We start from the raw sequence: 19639 nt of genomic DNA, 5'->3' as shown, positions 1-19639 counted from the left end.
ACGACCTGCGGCTCACAAGTCCATCGAGGATTGACCATGAGCGCTTATGTTGTTTACGTCAGAGATCGGATCACTGATCCAGAAGAGTTCAAAAAGTATGAGAACAGCGCGGGGGGCGCGTCGGCGGGCCATCCTGTCACACCACTAGCTTTCTACGGTGCAGTAGAAACACTTGAAGGCCCTCCAGTAGATGGTGCCGTTATCCTTCAATTTCCTACCCTGGCGGATGCCAAGGCTGCCTACGACAGTCCTTTGTACCAAGAGGCTCTGAAGCACCGGTTAAAGGGGGCAGAATACCGCGTATTTATTGTAGAAGGGTTGCCTGAGGTGGCTGTTTCTACACGATGAGGCTAGGCCTATCGTCGCCTCCACTTGGATCATATAAGACACAACTACTGTCAGTCACGACTGTCCGCTTTTGGCCGTAAGCAGCCTGTCACGAAGGGCTGCTTCCGGCCAGAAGCGGACGTTGAAAAAACACCGTTTAAACCGAATTGGTTAATTCGATCTCACTATCATCACTTCAAATTACTCTGAAAAAAGCTCGCCAGCTTGCCAAAAGGAATGAGGTCGACCCGATCATAAAGGTCAACATGGCCCGCGCCAGGAATGATAACGAACTCCTTGGGCTGGCCAGCAAGCTTGTAAGCTTCTTCGCTGAACTCTCTTGAGTGCGCGTCGGCTCCGGCAATGAACAGAATTGGACGAGGTGAAATCGTCTCAATGTCATTGAAAGGGTAGAAGTTCATGAATTTGATATTGCTCGTAAGCGTCGGGTGCGTGGTCAGATCTTTGGACGAACTGGCTGGCGTGTATTCACCCCGTGGCGTGCGATAGAAGTCATAGAATTCTCGCTGGATCGGGTGCGTGTTTTCGTCCAGTTGGTGCGCTGTGCCGCTGGTGTAGAGGGTTTCTCCGCCCGTGAACTCTACATATCGCTGCTGTGCGGCTTGCGCGATGGTCTCTTTGCGTTGCTCAAGCGTCTGCCCATGCTTCAAACCATTACGATTGGCTGCGCCCATGTCATACATGCTGACTGTTGCGATGGCTTTCATGCGTGGGTCGATCTTAGCCGCGCTGATAACAAAGCTGCCGCTCCCGCAGATGCCGAGTGCGCCTATCCGTTCTTTATCGATAAAAGGCCGGGTGCCAAGAAAATCCACCGCAGCACTGAAGTCTTCGGCATAAATATCCGGCGAAACTGCATTGCGTGGCAGCCCCTCGCTTTCACCCCAGAATGAAAGATCCAGTGACAGTGTCACAAAGCCCTTTTCTGCCAGTTTCGTGGCATACAGATTAGCGCTTTGCTCCTTGACCGCGCCCATCGGGTGGCCAACAACAATCGCAGCACTTTTAGTGTTGGCGTCGAGGTTTTTGGGGATAAAGAGATTACCTGACACGTTCATCTGATACTGGTTTTTGAAATTGACCTTCTGCACGGTCACTTTGTCGCTGGTATAAAAATTATCCGCGCCGTTGGACATATCGGCTCCTATTGCTGAGAGTGAACTGACAAGAAGCGTTAATAAAACAATGATCTTTTTCATTGGAATTCCTATCGATGCAGAGCAGTCAGTTTTGGGAAAACATCACGTTTACCGCATGACGACCTAAAACCTGTGCCAGGCTCGCGTTGTCGTCCACACGCCCAAGGCGGGTGTATGCGTATGTCGATTCAAAGGTTGAATAGAAAACAACCAGGGTATCCGTGCCATACAGCATCAGATCACCCGCGTGTATCGTTCCCGGTTTGCTCGCATTGGTAGGCAGAGCTCCAGGAAGGCTGGCGTATTTTTCATTGCTGTTGAGATCGCTCATCTCCAGCGTTAGTGGCAGAAGCGTGACAAACGTACGAGCGGCTGCGTTGTCGGCCAAGGTGATGGCGAAGCGTTGTTCGCCGACTGTCATCCACATGCGAGATTTCTCCGTGATCGTGATCGTGATCGTGGACGCCGACGCGGCATCATTCATTAGGATGTAACTGCCAAGCACGAGAGCTGAATACAGCACGCCAGGCCAACGAAATGGCCGCTTGCCCCAGCCTTTGCGCTGCTCGGCATTTGCGGCGGGGTGAATGCTCCCGGTCATAACCCGTCTCCTGGATCGTTGCGTGGTTCAAGCAGTTCGAGAGGGGGTAGCGTGTGACGTCAGTACGGTCACCGCTGCACCCAGCAGCAGCACTAATGCACTAGCGACAAACGTGCTCTGATAGCCGTGACTATCGAACAGCATTCCACCCACGGTTGAGCCCAGAGCAATGGACAGTTGAATAACGGCTACCATCAGGCCGCCGCCAGCCTCGGCATTATTTGGCATGGCCTGTGCTATCCAGCTCCACCAGCCCACAGGGGCCGCAGTCGCCAACAGCCCCCATAAGCCCAGCAGTGCAGCAACAGCGATGATCGAGTAGCCAAAAGGGATCAGAGCCAGAGCGATCAAGGCCATCAACACCGGAATGACTATCAATGTCTGGAACAGGCCGCTCCTCAGAACACGGCCGATGATCAGGGTGCCGATAAAGCCTGCCGCACCGATCACCAGCAAGATCAACGACAACGTGGATATATCGACGCGCGTTACCGTTTCAAGGAAGGGCCGAAGGTAGGTAAATAGCGCAAACTGCCCCATGAAGAAGGCCCCACAACCGACCATGCCCAGTGCCACTGATCGATTCTTGAACAGTTTGAACACATTCCCGGAGCCTGGTTTGCGCGGCTCCACCGGCATGGGCGGCAGGCTGATGAGCATCCAGACGAGCGCAATTGCCGCGACGGGCACTACACAGAAAAAAGCCCCGCGCCACCCGATAATGGAGCCCAGATAACTGCCCAGCGGTGCGGCAACTACGGTAGCCAGCGCGTTACCGCCATTGAAGATGGCCAACGCCTTCGGCACCTGCGGGGCGGGTACCAAGCGCATGGCTGTCGCCGCGGACATCGCCCAGAAACCGCCAATGACCACACCGATGAGCGCACGGCCGACCATGTAAGTTTGATAGTCGGGGGCCAGCCCGACGATCAAGCCCGAGACAGCCATCAACCCGGCCAGTGCCAAAAGTAGCAGCTTGCGATCAAGGGTTCTGGCAAGCCACGAGATCGACAGGCTGGTCAGCACGGCAAATGCCCCGGAAATCGCAATGCCTTGCCCGGCCATCCCTTCGCTAACCTGAAGATCAACGGCCATCGGCGTCAGCAGGCTGACAGGCATGAACTCAGAAGCGATCAGGGCGAAAACACACAGCGTCATTGCAAAGACACCGCTCCAGTAGGCAGGAGCCTCGTTGCTGGTTGAAACAGTGGCCATCGGGGCCTTGCGGTTAATTGTATTCATACCGGTGATGGTGACGAACGAATACTCACGCGACTAGCTAATGAATACTTAACGAGGCTATAAGATCAGCTAATTAATGGCTGTAAAAGGTTCTGCATATCATGGTCAGAGGAAACCTCAACGATCTGCTTTCATTCGTGACAGTGGCGCGCGAAGGCAGCTTCACCCGTGCCGCCGGGGTACTGGGCGTTACCCAGTCGGCACTGAGCCAGGCCATCAGTGGTCTGGAGGCGCGTCTGCAAATCAGGTTACTGACGCGCACCACCCGCAGCGTCTCGCCGACTGTCGCTGGCGATCGACTGCTGCAAGCGATCGGGAATCGCTTCGATGAAATCGAGGCAGAGCTGGATAATCTGACGCAAATGCGCGACAAGCCTGCGGGCACCGTACGTATCACCTGCGGCGATCATGTTCTGCGCACCACGCTGCTACCCAAGCTCACTGCGCTGCTCCACGAATACCCGGACATCAACGTTGAGTTCGACGTGAGTTACGGATTCAGGGACATTGTGGCGGATCGTTTTGATGCAGGCGTGCGCCTGGGTGACACCATCGACAAAGACATGATTGCAGTCCCGATAGGCCCGCCATTGCGGATGGCTGCTGTCGCGGTGCCAGGGTACTTTTCCAGCCGTGGCATTCCCGAAAACCCGCGCGACCTGATGAACCATAGCTGTATCAACCAGCGTATGCAGACATCTGGCGGGCTCTATGTGTGGGACTTTGAGCAGGGAGGCAAGCAGGTAAACGTGCGTGTAGACGGCCAGCTCATTTTCAACACGTCGAGCCATATCGTGGATGCGGCCTTGGCCGGGCTGGGCATTGCGTACCTGCCAGAAGAGGAGTTTGATCCGCACCTGCGCGAAGGGAGGCTGGAGCGGGTGCTGGAAGATTGGTGCCCACCGTTCTCTGGCTACTATTTGTATTACCCCAGCCGTCGACAACCATCACCCGCCTTTACGCTGGTTGCCAATGCATTGCGCAAAGCTGGGTAGAGGGGACGGACTTCTGATATATGGGCACTATTTTCTCTCTGGAAAATTAGACGCGCAGAAAAATTTGGCTGCATCGTGCACTATTTTTTCGAAGCGCTCAAATGAGTGACGAGTGAGCAGCGTTTTGATGGTGGGCTGTTAGGGTTTAAAGAAAATAAAGACCTGCGAGCAGGCCATGATGGCCTGCTGCAGTAATATTCAGGAGTAGCAAGGGCAATAGTGTTTTTTGTTTTTGTAGAGTCCTGGGTCGCTACTCTCTTGTGTTGCTTTATTGTTTTTAAACTGCGCTTCGGCAGCTCTCGCAGCGCCATCCCTTATAACTTTCGGATTTCTCAAGCGCTGTAACCAAATCACGACCGCCTATACTATTTTTGCAGTTGTTATGTTTTTCATTTGGTTGTTTTATCCCTTCGCATTGTTTTTTCAGGAAGGGGTTTACCACCGCTTGCTGCCTTGACGAAAGTGCTCTAAACCCCTTGTCTACAGCTAGCTGGGCGAAGCTGTGTACGCTTGGCTTTTCACCTTGAAATGCGTTCTGCGCGATAAGGGCCGAGAAAATCTCTCGCTCGATAGTCATTCGTTAATCCTTTATTCAATCAACAAGTTTGCTCATGTTTTTTCTTATTCTGAGCAATGCGAAAGCATACGTTACCATTGGGTGTGGTTTTATTGAACTGGGTTTCCATCCAGCTATAAAAGGCAAGGCTTCTCATTTTTGCTCGGTAAATATTGGTTTCTTGGTGTTTAGAATATTTCAATAGGCCTTTGTTGCAATTTATTTCTTGTTTGAGAGAGTGAGGAAGTTTCGCTTTGCACTTTGATGAGGTCGTGCGCCGTGGGAGACTCCTGTCTGTCGCACTAAATTTAAGAATGACGATACTGCTTATGAAGTTCTATAAGTTCCGCGACTCCCTGTTCCGGGCTGTCGACAAAATCTCCACGGCAGGTACTGTGTGCGAAGCGACCTAAACGGCCTTGACTAACTAACAGGGGGGCCAAATTCTCAAGTCTCCACAGAAGAGGCGGTACGTTTGTGGCTAGAGGCTGAGTCTCTGGTCGAGTCGGTTCGGGAGTTTGAATTGCCCCGACTTTCCTGGACGCCTATGAGCGGCTGCTTTTCGCCGATTTCTGCCGGTCAGGAAAGGCCGCTATCGACCCGGAACAGCCCTTGAGGTCTGTTTGTGGTCACCCTATGCTATTGGCATTCATGGAGGATTCTGACTGATGGCACGTATAAGTTTGATACTGACCCCCGGCTTTGCAGACTGGGAATATGCTTTCATCGCTGGAACAGCGTCCCCATTTTACGGTATCGAGGTCAGGTTTTTTGCACCGACCACGGGGCAAATCAACTCGCAGGGGGGACTGGCTGTAACTATCGACAGTAACTTGCAACAATGTCTGGACTGGAAACCGGACGTTGTTGCCGTCATTGGGGGAATGGTTTGGGAAAGTGTAGAAGCACCTGATATTCGAGACTTTCTTCATGCTAGTCGTTCAGATGGCGCGACGATTGCTGGTATCTGTGGGGGAACGCTGGCACTTGCGAGGGCCGGGCTTCTCGATGATATTCCTCATACCTCGAACAGCGCTGACTTCTTACAAAAAAACGCCGTAAGTTATGAAGGGCACGCGCGCTATCAAAACAGTCGAGTCGCTGTGGTTGCAGACCGTATCATAACTGCTCCAGGCCCTGCCCCCGTTAGCTTCACCTGCGCAGTGTTCGAAGGTGCCGGGCTCTCTTCAGAGATAATTTCCCAGTTCAGGTCAATGTTAGCAGCGGAACATAAAGGGGATATTTCTGGTCGGTAAGACGCTGGAGGAATAACAAAAAGGCTGAGTGACGTTTCAAGCGACATCGTTGCTCGTTGTCTAGCAGTGTTAGGCGTCGTTACACGAACACGTGTTGTTGGAGTTCCGTATTTTCTGGCGCTGAGTAAGTTCAGCTTGAATGGGGGGCAGGGGTTTGGCTGCGCTTGAGGTGTCTTGATCTTTGGTACGTTGGCAGGACGCCAGGGGAAGGGGTGAAAATCGAGAATTGCGGAGCGGTCTGAATTTTTGCGGTGCAAAAAACAAAGGGCCTGCACGAAGAATCTCATGCAAGCCCTTGATTTGTTTGGTGCCCGAACCCGGAATCGAACCGGGACGCCCTTACGAGCGGGGGATTTTAAGTCCCATGCGTCTACCAGTTTCGCCATTCGGGCGGTAGCGCTGTAAAGCGGGTCAGGAAGGAAGGTGCTTCAGCAATCAAAGTACACAAGAGCCTGCGTGACAGGTGGACGAATATATAGAGCCTGCGCCGATGAGGCAAGTTCGATAACGTCCATTTTGGTACATTTTTTTAACAGGCGCCTGAGTAAAACCTTCGGAAAATCATAGATATATCGAACACCCATGAATTTTTGTCGCTATGACGGCCGTTTCGTGGGCGTCACGTCGTGCGCTGTTTCGACTCGTTTCACCGGGCTGGTCTAGGCTGCTTGCACGACGATTAAAGAAGTGGATGTGATGAATACGAGTGTGGTTTACGCATTGGCAGCGGCAGCGTTGTTTGGGGCCAGTACTCCTCTGGCCAAGGTGCTGGGGACCGAAGTTGCGCCAGTGATGCTGGCAGGTTTGCTGTATTTGGGCAGCGGTGTGGGACTGCTGTTGGTGCGTTGTATTCGCGATCGGGGCTGGAAACCATCGGGCTTGAGTGCAAGTGAGTGGCCCTGGCTGGGCGGGGCGATTGTGTTTGGCGGGATTTTGGGGCCTGTGGCCCTGATGTTCGGCTTGACCCTGACCAGTGGCGCAACCGCGTCGTTGATGTTGAATCTCGAGCCCGTGCTGACCGCACTGTTGGCGTGGGTGGTGTTCAAGGAAAACGCAGACCGCCGGATTGTGCTTGGCATGTTGGCAATTATTGCGGGGGGTGTGGTGTTGTCGTGGCCTTCAAGGGCGCAGTCCAGTGTATCGCTCTCCTTGCTTGGGCCGTTGGCCGTCGCGTTTGCCTGTTTGTGTTGGGCAATTGACAACAATCTGACGCGCAAGGTATCTGCCTCGGACGCACTGTTTATTGCGGGGGCCAAAGGGTTGCTCGCAGGGCTGGTGAACTGCGCGATTGCGTTGATGATGGGCGCCAAGATCGCGCCACTTGGCGTGCTGAGCCCCACCTTGCTGATCGGCTTCCTGGGCTACGGCGTCAGCCTGGTGCTTTTTGTACTGGCGCTGCGCGGTCTGGGTGCGGCGCGAACCGGGGCGTATTTTTCGACCGCGCCTTTCCTAGGGGCGGCGATCTCGATCCTGGTGCTGGGAGAGTCTGTGTCGCTGCTGTTCGGGGTGGCCGCTGCGTTCATGATTTTTGGGGTGTGGCTGCACCTTACCGAGCGCCATGAGCATGTCCACCTGCATCAGCCGCTGGAGCACACCCATCGTCATGCTCACGATGAGCATCATCAGCATGAGCATGAGCATGACGAAGACATCCCCGGGAGCGTGCCCCATAGCCATGCGCATCAACATCACGCGATCAGTCACAACCACCCGCATTTTCCGGATATTCATCATCGACACCGGCACTGAACGGCTGCGTGATAGATTGAGCCCCAAGGACGCCGTAACACCCTGACATTCAATGGAGCTATAGACCCCGCATGTTTGAACACATCGACTTCAATCACTTGCTGGCAACGTATGGCTATCTGGCCGTTTTTATCGGCTGTTTGCTGGAAGGTGAAACCATCCTGCTTCTCGGCGGAATGGCTGCGCACCAGCATGTGCTCAAGCTATTGCCGGTAATTGGATACGCCAGTCTGGCGGGGATGCTGGGCGATCAGCTGCTGTTCTGGATCGGCCGTTATTTCGGCGCTCGCCTGTTGCCGCGCCTGCACAAGCAGCAGGCGGTCATCGATCGAGTCACCCAGATGATCAATCAGCATCCTGCAGTATCGATTTTTTCAGTGCGCTTTTTGTATGGCATGCGACTGGTCGGGCCAATGGTGATTGGCGCCTGCAAGGTCTCGCCGTTGAAATTTACCTGCTTCAACGCGTTGGGCGCTGCGGCGTGGGCAACGCTGTTTGCCAGTGCCGGGTATTGGGCCGGGGAGTTTCTGGAGGGGATGCTGGGTGACCTCAAACCCTATCGTTTGCCGATTGCGCTGGGGGTCATAGCACTGATGGTGGTCTTCGCATTGGCGCGTCATTTACGGGCGAGAAACAAGGCCGTCAAATCACTTTGACGGCACGGCCGATAAACTGAATCGGGCCAGTAGGTTTGCCTGTTGCAGAGCCGTCAGGGCCTTCGAGGGTCAGCTCAAAGAGTTGATTGGGCTCAAGCGGTGGCAGGCGATCCAGTGGCAGTGACAAGGTTTGCCCAGGCTTGACCAGTCCAAGTGACACCGGGCCATCCCAACCATCGCCCTTGGTCCAGAACTGCAGTGTCTTGTCAGTGGGCACTTGCGTGATGCCCAGTGGAATAAGCTGGATGTGCTGGCGGTTGCTGGCCTGGATCACCCAGCCCGGGGCCTGGTCTTGTGGTGCGACCAGTACCACTACGTAAGTGGGAGGTGAAACGCTAGGGGTTGCGGTCAACAACACGGTGCCCAGTACCAGGGTTGCTGCCAGCCCTGCGGCTGACAGGCCGCGCCACAATGGCAGAAGATTCCACCAACTGGCCTTGGCCTGAGGGGCGGGCACATTCAGTGCGTTCAGGCTGCGTTCGATACGAGGCCACAGCTGCCTTGAGGGGGGCTGTGCCGGTACAAGGTCGTTGAGCGGCAACAGGCGTGCCTCCCAGCGTTCTACCGCTGCTTGCAAGTTGGCGTCATGGGGCAGGCGCTGCTCAACGGCGTGTCGCTGTTGCGCGTCCAGTGTCCCCAGCACGTATTCGCCCGCCAATGCATCAAGATCGGCTGAGTCGTTGTCTTCTGGTTTGAAAGTCATCCCATGCACTCGCGCAATGCGCTCAAGCTGCGTTTGATCCAGGCTTTGACGGTGCCCAGAGGCGTGGCCAGTTTTTTGGCAATTTCTGCGTGGGTATAACCGTCGACATAGGCATGCACAATGCAGGTGCGCCTGGCAGGGTCAAGCTGTTCGAGGCAGCCATAGATCCGCTCGGAGCCTGCTCGCCATTCAAGTGCGTCCAGCGCCAGGCTGCCATCAAGATTGGCCAGGGGCTGTAATGCCAGCTCGCTGTCTTCACTGACTTGAACCTCCAGGCGATTGTCGCGCATGAAGTTCAGTGCCAAATGCCGTGTCACGCTGAAAACCCAGCCCCGTGCTGACCCGCGCTGAGGGTCATAACTGGTCGCGCGCGTCCAGATCTTGATAAAAGCGTCATGCACGATGTCCTCGGCCAGAGCGTCGTCACGGGCAATACGCCTGGCAACACCGAGCAGTCGTGCGCTTTCCTGGGCATACAAGGCAACCAGCGCCTGCCGTTCGCCGCGGGCGCAGGCGAGCAGGCAGGCTTCGTAGTCAAACAATGGCTCAGGTATCGTCACTGTCTTGCGCCGTTATAGGTGGGACATCCCCGGGGCATTCCCCCGGGCTCCATCGAAGCAGCGTAGACGAGATTCGCTACAGGCCAAGTACCTTAACGGCTGGCCCAGAAAATGTAATCTGCCTGATAAGGGACCACTTGCCGCTGGCCCTTGTTGACCGCAGAGCATTCGCTGCTGGGCGCCACGCCGCCCTTAAGTGCGACACGCTGGATATAACTCACGCCGCTCATGGCGCCTTTGCCTTCAGCCGGATTGGCCTTGACCAGTTGATACGGCAGATTGCCCGCGCCGGCGGGTGCTACGGCGAGCTGGGTACCCGTAACCTTGGAACCGTCCAGGGCTTGCCAGGTGGCTGGTGGGCCAAAGTAGGTGCCGACTTGTTTACCATTTGTGTCATTTAGTTGAGCTTTTGGGCCAACAAAAAACCATTCCATTTGTCCTGGGGCATTGGCTTTTTCTTTACATTCGTAAGTGATTTCACCTACGCCAACTGTCTTCATCGCCATCTTGTGTCCGTCGGGAACCCTAATGTTTTCGGGCAAGTCCGCCTGTGCATAGGCGCCCGGTACAGCGACAAACATCACGGCGGCAAGTGTAACGCTGGCATGGCTGATCAAGCGTTTTACGTTCATGTACCTATCTCCTGATGGGGTAACAGCGTACGGGCTGTTACAGGTACTACCCCCGGGTGAGCGGTTTGGATGCAGTTGCAAAAAATAAACATGAAAGGCAAAGTCCGGGAACCCCGGTTGCGTGACTGAGCCCTTGGCCTAAGCTTTGAATGACAGGCTCAACGCCAAGGGTTTCAAGGCATTTGCTACACGCTCGCGAAGCCGGTCCGATAATAAAAGGAGATCTGGATGTTTATCCGTTTATTGATCCTTGCCAGTGTGCTGGTGACTGGCACAGTGCAAGCTGTTGAAGTTCCAAGCCCCATTGAACAGGATCGCGGCAAGCTTCGCCCATTGGTTATTGTTGCCCGTGCACAGGCCGATCCAGCGCTGGTAGCCCTCAATAAGGCACTTGAAGACCCGGCCACCAAACAGGCTTTTGACGAGCGCAATATGGTGCTCTACACGATTGTCGGCATTACCGGCAAACGCGATGGCAAAGACCTCGAACCCCAAAGCACAATGTCGCTGATTCGCGGCCTCAAACCGGGGATGATCATTGATAAGGCCAAAGTGATCCTGATCGGCAAGGATGGCGAAAAGAAGGTCGAGACAGTTGGCGACGTTGATCTCAACGAGCTGTTTAAAATCATCGATGCCTTGCCTCCCGTTGAAAAGGAAACCCTGGCACCGGTTGCGGCCGAGGCTCCAGTCAAGGGAGCTGCTGCGGGCAAGTCGGTCAAGCCGGCAAAACCGGTCAAGGCTCTGGAAGACTGAAGGTCATTAAAAAACAGGCAAAAAAAAGGCCCGCTGGGGGGAGCGGGCCAAATGGGATTCACTAAAGGAGTGGATCCAATTTAGGCCTGATGATGTGAAAGTGGCGTGAAAATCGTGTCGTCAAAACGAAAGCCTTTCTCAATGTGTGCGGTAAAAATAGAACTCAGCTGTAGCGCAATGCCAGCACTGTAATCCGTTAGGGTGAGTCAATTGCTCCTCTGACTGCCGGATAACATTATGCCGTTCTCCCTCGAACTGATTTCTGCCTTCGCACTGTTTGCGTTTGTCTCCTCCATCACCCCTGGCCCCAATAACACCATGCTGCTGGCATCGGGCGTCAACTTTGGATTCAGGCGCACCATCCCCCATGCACTGGGTATTAGTTTCGGCTTCATGTTTTTGGTGCTGGCCGTCGGGCTGGGGCTGGGCGGCGTGTTCAAGGCCGTACCCATGGCCTACACCGTGTTGCGTTACCTGGGGGCGGCTTACTTGCTGTACCTGGCCTGGAAAGTAGCCACATCAGGTCCTGTTTCTGATTCAGAATCGGCCCAAGGCACCCCTTTGGGGTTCTGGGGCGCGGCGGCTTTCCAGTGGGTCAATCCCAAGGCGTGGGTGATGGCCATCGGCGCGATCACGACCTACACGCCATCACAGGGTTACATCGCCAATGTGTTCATCATCGCCCTGGTATTTGCCATCATCAACTTGCCCAGCGTGTGCGTGTGGGCCGGGTGCGGCAGCGCGTTACGCAACGTTTTGACCAAACCTAAATGGTTGTTGGCATTCAATCTGACGATGGCAGTTCTGTTGGTGGTGTCGCTGTATCCAATTCTGTTTGATGTTCATTGAGCCACTCCTGGCTCAGGGTTGGCGTGTCGCCCAAATACTCCAATAGCCAGCTCATGGCGGGGGAATGATTTTTCTGCGACCAGGCAATGCACGAAGGGCTGGCGGGGAAGGGGCGTTGCAAGTGCAGCGCAACCAGCTTGCCTTGCTCGATCAAGGGTTGGGCAAGATGGGCGGGTACCATGCCGACGCACAGCCCGTCGCTCAGGCAGGCCAGGCCCGTGGCCCAGTCAGGCACCATCATTCTGCGCTGGTTATCCAGCGTCCAGGTGTCACGTTTGGGCAAGCTGCGTGAGGTGTCATCCATGCACAGCGAGGGGAAGGGGCGCAAATGATCATCGCCCAGCAATCCTGCAACCGAAGCCAGTGGATGCAGTGGGCTGACCACGCACAGCCAGTGCAAAAAGCCCATGTCGCGAAAGGCAAAGCTGCCCGCCACCGGTACGGCACGCGTGGCGCCGATGACAATGTCGGTGCGCCCGTCCACCAGTGCGTCCCACACACCGTTGTACACCTCGTACTGAACAATCAGCTCCACGTCCGGAAAGTGCCGATAGAAGTCGATCACCATTTGCTGGCAACGCGGGTGCTTGATGATCGAGTCCACGGCTACCCGTAATTGGCCGCTCCAACCATTGGCCACCTGCTGACACAAGCGGCGGGTGCCAAGCATTTTTTTCATCACGTCGCGGGCTTCCTTGACAAACATCTGCCCGGCGGGCGTCAGCTCTACATCCCTGTGGCGACGAACGAACAACGGAACGGCCAGCCACTGCTCCAGCTGGCGAACGGTGTAGCTGACGGCTGAGGGCACGCGGTGCAGTTCCTGGGCCGCACCACTGAAACTGCCGTGGCGGGCCACTGCATCAATTACATCCAACGAGTATTCGGACCACATGAGTTTGCCTTCAAAAAATTCGATGCCAGTTGGCAATTATTATCGCTTCACAAGCAAATCCTCAGCTGGATAATGCGCATCAGTCAACAAATTGTTTGATGGCAAGTTTTTAGGTGCACATGAAGAACTCTTTTGGTTTTACCTGTTATCTCGCCGGGCTCAGCATGCTCGGCTATCTGGCGATGGATATGTACCTGCCAGCATTCGGTACTTTGCGCAGTGAATTAGGGCTGTCAGCCGGTGCGGTGGGCGCGAGCCTGAGCATCTTTCTGGCCGGCTTTGCATTGGGTCAGTTGCTCTGGGGGCCGCTGTCGGATCGCCTTGGGCGCAAGCCGGTGCTCTTGGCGGGTCTGTCGCTGTTTTCGCTGGGCTGCGCGGGCATGTTCTGGGTTGAGAGCAGCGTGTTGCTCTTGAGCTTGCGGTTTATCCAGGCCATCGGCATCTGTGCGGCGGCCGTTACCTGGCAAGCCCTGGTAATTGATCGCTACCCGGCTGACCAGGCCAGCCGTGTATTTGCCGGAATCATGCCGCTCATGGGCCTCTCTCCGGCTCTTGCCCCCTTGCTGGGAGCCGTGGTCCTGAGTCACCTGGGCTGGCAAGCGATTTTTGCGGTGTTATTGGGCCTGGCTGTGCTGCTGATCATCCCGACACTGATGCTCAAAGAAAAAATTCGCACAACGCCCAAGACCGTAGCGTCAGGCGTGAGTTACTGGCAGCTTCTGTGTTCGGCCAAATTCAGTGGCAACGTGATGATCTTCGCGGCGTGCTCGGCCAGCTTTTTCGCCTGGTTGACGGCATCGCCCTTTATCCTCGGCGATATGGGCTACAGCCCGAGCGATATTGGCTTGAGCTATGCGCTACCCACGCTGGCATTTTTGGTCGGTGGTTACAGCTGCCGCAGCGAACTGCAGCGAGTGAGCGGTCGTACGCTGTTGCCCTGGTTACTGGTGGCTTACTGCGCCAGCATGGTGGGGTTGTATCTGGTCGCCACACAAACCGAGCCAACGCTGACCACCTTACTGATCCCGTTTTGTTTGATGGCGCTGGTGAACGGTGCGAGTTACCCGGTTGTAGTGGCGAATGCCTTGATGCCGTTTTCGGAAAACTCCGGCAAAGCCGCTGCACTGCAAAATACCTTGCAGCTTGGACTGTGCTTTCTGGGCAGCTTGCTGGTGTCGGCCTTTATCAGCCAACCCCTGCAAATCACCGTCGAAGTGATGCTGGCCACTGCACCCCTGGCGTTGTTGGGTTACTTGATTCAGCGGCGCAAGGCTAATGCCAAGGCCTTTGCCGCATCCTGACGGTAGTGGCAGGTCGAAAACCTGTAGATACTCTGTTGCCAGCCGGCCTGTTTAGAGAAATGTGCTTCGCTAAACAGGTCGGCCTGTAGGCCGCCTCGGCGGGCCGTTGATCTTGTTTTTGCACTGGTTTTTGATCTGCCTGCCCTTCGGGAGGCCGAGCGCAGGTTCTGCGTAGTGGGTCGACCGGCATGGATGCCGGGAGAGCCGTGTTGGGCCATGGATGGCCCGTCACGGCGTGCCCACGGAGCGGGACCGGAGTGAGGGACACCTGAGCGCAGCGAGGGCCGTACGCTGGGGCAAGGCCTTTTTGGGTACTTTTGTGGCTGTTTGACAAAAGTGCCTCGCTGTAAAAGCGAAACCATCATTTCAGTTAACCGCGAATGCCGGATATGTACCCCGTGTGCCAGTTGTTTTGCGATGCGCCCGCAGCGATGCCGAGTACATATCCATTCGATATGTCACGACTTTCTACGGGTTCCGCCCTTACGGCGGGTCACTTTTTCCAAACGCCGAAAAAGTAACCAAAAAGGCTTGCCCTACCATTCGGCCGCCTCGCCCAGGCTCGGTGGTTCCCTCACTCCGGCACTGTCATGGGGGCACGCCGCGACGGGCCATCCATGGCCCATCGCGGCTGGCGCGGCGTCCTGCCGCGCCACCCCCATAACAGCACCTGCGTTCGGCCTTCTGTGATGGGCATTCGCGTCGTCTGGACATTCGTGTGGCTCCAGCAAAAGCAAAATGCATCGCAGACGTCACAGAACCCTACGAAAAACGGTTTAGCGCCAACATACAAGCCGCTGACGATCCGTGCGAGGCTGCGTTCGGTTTGGTGCGCCACTGCGACGTAGCAGTCGTAAAACCGGATACTGCGGTCGTTCAGGTAAATCCCGGACTCAGGTTTTACGGTCGCTTCGCAACCGGACGCAGCCTCGCACGGCTCGTCAGCTGCTACGGATCGTGAGTGCAACTCACCAACCAGGCCGGCCGGTCGGCCGCCTCTGGGCGCAATGCTTTTGATCTGCCCGCCCCTTCGGGAGGCCGAGAGGAGGTTTTGCGCAGTGGGCATCCCGGCATGGATGCCGGGAGAGCCGTGTTGGGCCAAGGATGGCCCGTCACGGCGGGCCCACGGAGCTGGACCGGAGCGAGGGACACCTGAGCGAAGCGAGGGCCGTACGCTGGGGCGAGGACTTTTTGGTTCCTTTTTGGTCCTTCAAAAAGGGACTCGCTGTAAGAGCGAAACCAATATTCCAGTTAAACGCTGATGCCGGATATGTACTCAATACATCAGTAATAAAAACGCTATCAAACAGGCCGCAAGCGCCAGCCCAAGACATCCAGCAGATCACAACCGTCGCGCAGCAATTGCGCCGAAACCGTGGCCAGGTGTTTGAGATCGACAGAATCGGCCTGCTGCACTTCGCGGCAGGAGAACATTTCCATCAACTGGGTTACGGCCAGCACGCGGGCGACGGCGTTGGCGTGGAGCACATCGAGAGGAGCGTTGCGGTCGATCAATAAGGCGGGGATGGTGCAGTCGATAGCGGTAAGAGGAACAAACGTGGAGTTAGTCATAAGTAAACCTCTGTTGCTCTAAAGTTCTAGCCATCCGTTTTCGTCGCCAAACAAAAACAGGTGGCCGCTGTACGCGGGTTGGCGAACCGGTTAGAGCCCAGAAAACCCGGCAGATCCGAAGATCTCCCACGTACAGCTGCCATAAAACACAGCGAGCAAAATACACGCTCCGGTATTTATAGCAATTGCGTATTTTCTAGGCTGTTCCCGGATCGCCAAATCCGGTCGCCATATCGGCGAGCACCGACTATAGGCCGCGCACTAAGCCCCAGCAATTGCCAACCCTGTGCGAAAAATCCTGAAGAAACGTGAGCGTTAAGCAACGCGAGCAATCCCATGTCCATGGGAAATCGAGTCCACATCGATGCACGTATCAACAGAGGTTTTTTGCTGCTGCTTCGCAGCAGATCGCAGCCTTCGGCAGCGACTACAGATATCCCTGCCGGTAGCAGCCCGCCGCAAACGCCTGCAACTGCGGATAAAACGCTCGAAAATCCTCACTGAGCGGTTCGTACAAGGCCTTTAAATCCTGCATCGCCCCCGCCAGTTCTTCGGGTCGCGACAGACGCCGCGCAATCCCGTTGAACACCTGCTCCAGCACGTCAAAATCCCGGTACGAACCCAACCAGTCATGGGCCGCCATGTGCGGTGCGATGCTGGCCAGCCTGCGCGGCAACTGCTGCTCAGCCACCAGCACACGGTAAAAATCGGAAGTAAAACGCTCCAGCGGCCCTTCGGCATACTGCATCCAGTCCCGCGCCAGGCAGTGGTCGAAAAACACATCCAACACGATGCCCGCATAGCGCCTGCGGGTCCGGGTGAATCGCGACAGCGACTGATCAACCAGAGGGTGGTTGTCAGTAAACACATCAATACTGCGGTGCAGTTGAATGCCCTGTTCAATCTGAGGGCTGTACTGACCATGCAGCCGCCCTTTGACGAAATCGCCATACAGGCTACCGAGTAATTCTTCCGGACGCTGACCGCCCAAGTGCAGATGTGCGAGATAATTCATGGCGCGCAGTTTAGCACTGCCCCACTCATATCGTTATAACCCGATATACCGATTTGAACTGAACTAAGATCAAATTCATATTTGTATATCGCGATATAACGATTTAAGGTTCGCCTCATCGCGATATAACGCTACACCTCATTGAGCACTGCCATCATGCCGATTGACCTCGACGAAATAATAAAAGCCCTGGCACACCCAGTACGCCGAGAAATTCTCAACGCACTCAAAAACCCCGATGCTTCTTTCCCTGACCAAATCCACTCAACCGAACATGGCGTGTGCGCCGGGCAGTTTGATCAGCTCTGCGGCCTGTCGCAGTCGACGGTCTCTGCCCACCTGGCAACGCTGCAACGAGCGGGTCTGATTACCAGCCAAAAGCATGGCCAGTGGCACTTCTTCAAACGTAATGAGGAAACCATCAAGGTCTTCCTCGAAAAAATCAGCCAAGAGCTTTAACAAGGACCTTCATGCCCCTCTCACTCCTCATTCTGGCGCTCAGCGCTTTCGCCATCGGGACCACCGAGTTCGTGATCATGGGTTTGTTGCCCGATGTAGCGGCCGATCTTGGTGTATCAATCCCGGGCGCTGGCTGGCTGGTGACCGGTTACGCGCTGGGGGTGGCCATCGGTGCTCCGTTCATGGCAATGGCCACGGCCAAGTTGCCGCGCAAAGCCGCGCTGGTCGCGTTGATGGTGATCTTTATCATCGGCAACCTGCTCTGTGCCCTCGCCAGCGATTACAACGTGCTGATGTTTGCCCGGGTGGTTACAGCCTTGTGTCACGGCGCTTTCTTCGGCATTGGCTCGGTAGTGGCTGCAGGCCTGGTACCCGCCAACAAGCGCGCTTCGGCGGTGGCACTGATGTTTACCGGCCTGACCCTGGCCAATGTGCTGGGCGTGCCCTTGGGCACCGCTTTGGGGCAAGCCGCAGGATGGCGCTCGACGTTTTTTGCAGTCACCGTGATTGGAGTCGTGGCCCTGATCGGTCTGATCCGCTATTTGCCCGCCAAGCGCGATGAAGAAAAGCTCGATATGCGTGCCGAACTTGCCGCACTCAAAGGCGCCGGGATCTGGTTGTCCCTGAGCATGACTGCGCTGTTTTCCGCCTCCATGTTCACCCTGTTCACGTATGTCGCGCCCCTGCTAGGTGATGTCACCGGCGTATCGCCCAGCGGCGTGACCTGGACCTTGCTGCTGATCGGCCTTGGCCTGACCGTGGGCAATATCATCGGTGGCAAGCTGGCAGACAAGCGTCTGGCCGCTACATTGATCGGTGTTTTTATCGCGATGGCCGTGCTGTCGACCGTACTGACCTGGACCAGCGTCGCCGTGATCCCGACCGAAATAACCCTGTTCCTGTGGGCAGCCGCCTCATTTGCCGCCGTACCGGCGCTGCAAATCAATGTCGTGACCTTCGGCAAGGCCGCACCCAACCTGGTGTCAACCTTGAACATCGGCGCTTTCAACGTCGGCAATGCGCTGGGCGCCTGGGTGGGCGGCAGCGTCATCGCCCACGGCTTCGGCCTGACCAGCGTTCCGCTGGCCGCTGCAGCGCTGGCGATTCTAGCGCTGCTGGTCACCCTGATTACTTTTCGCCAGAACGGCAATGCCGAACTGGCCACTGCCACACACTGATCCTTGAGAGGGCTGCATAAATGACCACGATTTTTGATCCGATCAAGCTGGGCGATCTCGAACTGCCCAACCGCATCATCATGGCTCCGCTAACACGCTGCCGCGCCGATGAAGGTCGGGTTCCCAATGCGCTGATGGCTGAATACTACGTTCAGCGCGCTTCAGCGGGCCTGATCCTGAGCGAAGCCACTTCGGTGACGCCGATGGGCGTCGGCTACCCTGACACCCCGGGCATCTGGTCCAACGATCAGGTGCGCGGCTGGACCAACATCACCAAGGCAGTACACGCTGCCGGTGGCCGGATCGCGTTGCAGTTGTGGCATGTCGGACGCATCTCGCACCCGATGTACCTGAACGGCGAAGCGCCGGTCGCCCCAAGCGCCATTGCCGCCAAAGGCCATGTCAGCCTGGTTCGTCCAAAGGTTGAGTACCCGACACCTCGCGCACTGGAAACGGCCGAAATCGCGGATGTCGTCGAGGCCTACCGCACCGGCGCAGAAAACGCCAAAGCTGCCGGTTTTGACGGCGTAGAAATTCATGGCGCGAATGGTTACCTGCTCGATCAGTTCCTGCAAAGCAGCACCAACAAGCGCACCGACCAGTACGGTGGCAGCGTAGAGAACCGCGCGCGCCTGTTGCTTGAAGTCACCGACGCAGCCATCGACGTCTGGGGTGCTGGCCGGGTTGGCGTGCATTTGTCGCCACGGGCCGACCTGCACGATATGGGTGACGACAATCTGGCTGAAACCTTTGGTTATGTAGCCCGCGAACTGGGCAAGCGTGGCATTGCGTATATCTGCTCCCGTGAGCATGAAGCGCCAGACAGCCTCGGCCCACAGCTCAAACAAGCCTTTGGCGGCCCGTACATCGCCAATGAGAGTTTCACCAAGGACAGCGCCAATGCATGGCTGGCAGCGGGCAAGGCAGATGCCGTAGCCTTTGGCGTACCGTTTATCGCCAACCCGGACCTGCCTGCACGCCTGAAGGTCGATGCGCCGCTCAATGAAGCGCACCCAGAAACCTTCTATGTAAAAGGTCCCGTGGGTTATATCGACTATCCGGTGCTGTAAGCACTGAAAAGGCTGTTTGATACCCCAACGCAAAACGCCCGAGGTTAATGACCTTGGGCGTTTTGCGTTGAACGATTCGGTGACACGCTTTATGAGAACCTGCAGAA

The 19639-nt window shown here is 56.0% G+C and carries 21 protein-coding genes and 1 tRNA gene; 11 read left to right on the top strand and 11 right to left on the bottom strand.

The genetic code is table 11. The annotated features are described in order from the left end of the window. The first annotated feature begins 36 nt into the window (after positions 1-36). On the top strand, positions 37-348 hold the full coding sequence (locus tag TU76_RS07850; protein ID WP_048351392.1) for a DUF1330 domain-containing protein: 312 nt from the start codon (positions 37-39) through the stop codon (positions 346-348). A gap of 170 nt (positions 349-518) precedes the next feature. Here the strand turns inward: TU76_RS07850 and TU76_RS07845 are convergent, their stop codons facing one another. Genes TU76_RS07845 through TU76_RS07835 form a run of 3 tightly spaced genes read right to left on the bottom strand, consistent with a single transcriptional unit; the run spans position 519 to position 3303 of the window. After that, positions 519-1547, bottom strand: coding sequence for an alpha/beta hydrolase (locus TU76_RS07845; RefSeq protein WP_048351391.1), 1029 nt, complete (start codon positions 1545-1547; stop codon positions 519-521). Between the two features lie 25 nt (positions 1548-1572). After that, the gene (locus TU76_RS07840) at positions 1573-2088 is read right to left on the bottom strand and encodes a cyclophilin-like fold protein (protein WP_082113448.1); all 516 of its coding nucleotides are present in this window, start codon (positions 2086-2088) and stop codon (positions 1573-1575) included. A 27-nt stretch (positions 2089-2115) separates the two neighbouring features. Next, on the bottom strand, positions 2116-3303 hold the full coding sequence (locus TU76_RS07835; RefSeq protein WP_019825721.1) for an MFS transporter: 1188 nt from the start codon (positions 3301-3303) through the stop codon (positions 2116-2118). Between the two features lie 128 nt (positions 3304-3431). On the opposite strand from TU76_RS07835, the gene TU76_RS07830 reads away from it, so the two are divergent. Then, positions 3432-4325 carry a LysR family transcriptional regulator gene (locus TU76_RS07830; protein ID WP_019825723.1) on the top strand — a complete coding sequence of 298 codons (894 nt, stop codon included), beginning with the start codon at positions 3432-3434 and terminating at the stop codon, positions 4323-4325. A 277-nt stretch (positions 4326-4602) separates the two neighbouring features. On the opposite strand, the gene TU76_RS07825 is transcribed toward TU76_RS07830, so the two are convergent. Beyond that, positions 4603-4902 (bottom strand): hypothetical protein, encoded by a 300-nt coding sequence (locus tag TU76_RS07825; RefSeq protein WP_019825725.1) that lies wholly within the window; start codon positions 4900-4902, stop codon positions 4603-4605. 647 nt (positions 4903-5549) lie between these two features. Between TU76_RS07825 and TU76_RS07820 the strand changes: the two genes are divergently transcribed. After that, complete coding sequence (locus TU76_RS07820) at positions 5550-6137, top strand: DJ-1/PfpI family protein (protein ID WP_048351390.1); 588 nt, start codon at positions 5550-5552, stop codon at positions 6135-6137. Between the two features lie 305 nt (positions 6138-6442). On the opposite strand, the gene TU76_RS07815 is transcribed toward TU76_RS07820, so the two are convergent. Next, positions 6443-6529 (bottom strand) — tRNA-Leu (locus tag TU76_RS07815). 304 nt (positions 6530-6833) lie between these two features. On the opposite strand from TU76_RS07815, the gene TU76_RS07810 reads away from it, so the two are divergent. Together TU76_RS07810 and TU76_RS07805 are read left to right on the top strand one after the other, a co-directional pair. Next, positions 6834-7886 (top strand): DMT family transporter, encoded by a 1053-nt coding sequence (locus TU76_RS07810; protein ID WP_048351389.1) that lies wholly within the window; start codon positions 6834-6836, stop codon positions 7884-7886. Between the two features lie 71 nt (positions 7887-7957). Beyond that, positions 7958-8542 (top strand): DedA family protein, encoded by a 585-nt coding sequence (locus TU76_RS07805; protein WP_019825732.1) that lies wholly within the window; start codon positions 7958-7960, stop codon positions 8540-8542. On the opposite strand, the gene TU76_RS07800 is transcribed toward TU76_RS07805, so the two are convergent. The 3 genes from TU76_RS07800 to TU76_RS07790 all read right to left on the bottom strand — a co-directional run bounded on the left by TU76_RS07800 (position 8529) and on the right by TU76_RS07790 (position 10437). Next, positions 8529-9245: an anti-sigma factor gene (locus TU76_RS07800; protein WP_048351388.1), complete on the bottom strand. Its 717-nt coding sequence runs from the start codon at positions 9243-9245 to the stop codon at positions 8529-8531. The two genes, TU76_RS07805 and TU76_RS07800, sit on opposite strands and share 14 nt — an antisense overlap. Further along, entirely contained in the window at positions 9242-9805 is a 564-nt protein-coding gene (locus TU76_RS07795) for a sigma-70 family RNA polymerase sigma factor (protein ID WP_231984100.1), read from the bottom strand. Before TU76_RS07795 ends, TU76_RS07800 begins: the two co-directional genes overlap by 4 nt. 92 nt (positions 9806-9897) lie before the next feature. Continuing rightward, the gene (locus TU76_RS07790) at positions 9898-10437 is read right to left on the bottom strand and encodes a DUF3455 domain-containing protein (protein ID WP_019825736.1); all 540 of its coding nucleotides are present in this window, start codon (positions 10435-10437) and stop codon (positions 9898-9900) included. Between the two features lie 228 nt (positions 10438-10665). Between TU76_RS07790 and TU76_RS07785 the strand changes: the two genes are divergently transcribed. Next, positions 10666-11193, top strand: coding sequence for a DUF4174 domain-containing protein (locus TU76_RS07785; RefSeq protein ID WP_048351387.1), 528 nt, complete (start codon positions 10666-10668; stop codon positions 11191-11193). A 237-nt stretch (positions 11194-11430) separates the two neighbouring features. Then, the gene (locus tag TU76_RS07780; RefSeq protein ID WP_019825740.1) at positions 11431-12042 is read left to right on the top strand and encodes a LysE family translocator; all 612 of its coding nucleotides are present in this window, start codon (positions 11431-11433) and stop codon (positions 12040-12042) included. On the opposite strand, the gene punR is transcribed toward TU76_RS07780, so the two are convergent. Next, positions 11978-12937 (bottom strand): DNA-binding transcriptional activator PunR, encoded by a 960-nt coding sequence (gene punR, locus TU76_RS07775; protein WP_019825742.1) that lies wholly within the window; start codon positions 12935-12937, stop codon positions 11978-11980. The genes TU76_RS07780 and punR overlap by 65 nt on opposite strands. A 119-nt stretch (positions 12938-13056) precedes the next feature. Here punR and punC point away from each other — a divergent pair, with 119 nt between their 5' ends. Continuing rightward, on the top strand, positions 13057-14238 hold the full coding sequence (punC, locus tag TU76_RS07770) for a purine nucleoside transporter PunC (RefSeq protein WP_048351386.1): 1182 nt from the start codon (positions 13057-13059) through the stop codon (positions 14236-14238). A 1302-nt stretch (positions 14239-15540) separates the two neighbouring features. Here punC and TU76_RS07765 read toward each other — a convergent pair. Both TU76_RS07765 and TU76_RS07760 read right to left on the bottom strand, forming a co-directional pair. Then, the gene (locus TU76_RS07765) at positions 15541-15810 is read right to left on the bottom strand and encodes a hypothetical protein (RefSeq protein WP_019822242.1); all 270 of its coding nucleotides are present in this window, start codon (positions 15808-15810) and stop codon (positions 15541-15543) included. Positions 15811-16237: 427 nt separating this feature from the next. Further along, complete coding sequence (locus TU76_RS07760) at positions 16238-16825, bottom strand: acyl carrier protein phosphodiesterase (RefSeq protein WP_048351385.1); 588 nt, start codon at positions 16823-16825, stop codon at positions 16238-16240. A 156-nt stretch (positions 16826-16981) separates the two neighbouring features. Here TU76_RS07760 and TU76_RS07755 point away from each other — a divergent pair, with 156 nt between their 5' ends. Genes TU76_RS07755 through TU76_RS07745 form a run of 3 tightly spaced genes read left to right on the top strand, consistent with a single transcriptional unit; the run spans position 16982 to position 19532 of the window. Next, a complete protein-coding gene (locus TU76_RS07755; protein ID WP_019822239.1) occupies positions 16982-17284 on the top strand; it encodes an ArsR/SmtB family transcription factor in 303 nt (100 codons plus the stop codon). 11 nt (positions 17285-17295) lie between these two features. Further along, entirely contained in the window at positions 17296-18462 is a 1167-nt protein-coding gene (locus TU76_RS07750) for an MFS transporter (protein WP_019822237.1), read from the top strand. Between the two features lie 20 nt (positions 18463-18482). Continuing rightward, a complete protein-coding gene (locus TU76_RS07745; RefSeq protein WP_019822234.1) occupies positions 18483-19532 on the top strand; it encodes an alkene reductase in 1050 nt (349 codons plus the stop codon). Positions 19533-19639: the final 107 nt, after the last annotated feature.

This window comes from Pseudomonas psychrophila (genome assembly GCF_001043005.1).
GTDB classification, from domain to species: domain Bacteria; phylum Pseudomonadota; class Gammaproteobacteria; order Pseudomonadales; family Pseudomonadaceae; genus Aquipseudomonas; species Aquipseudomonas psychrophila.
This window is presented reverse-complemented; position numbering and strand designations above follow the sequence as displayed.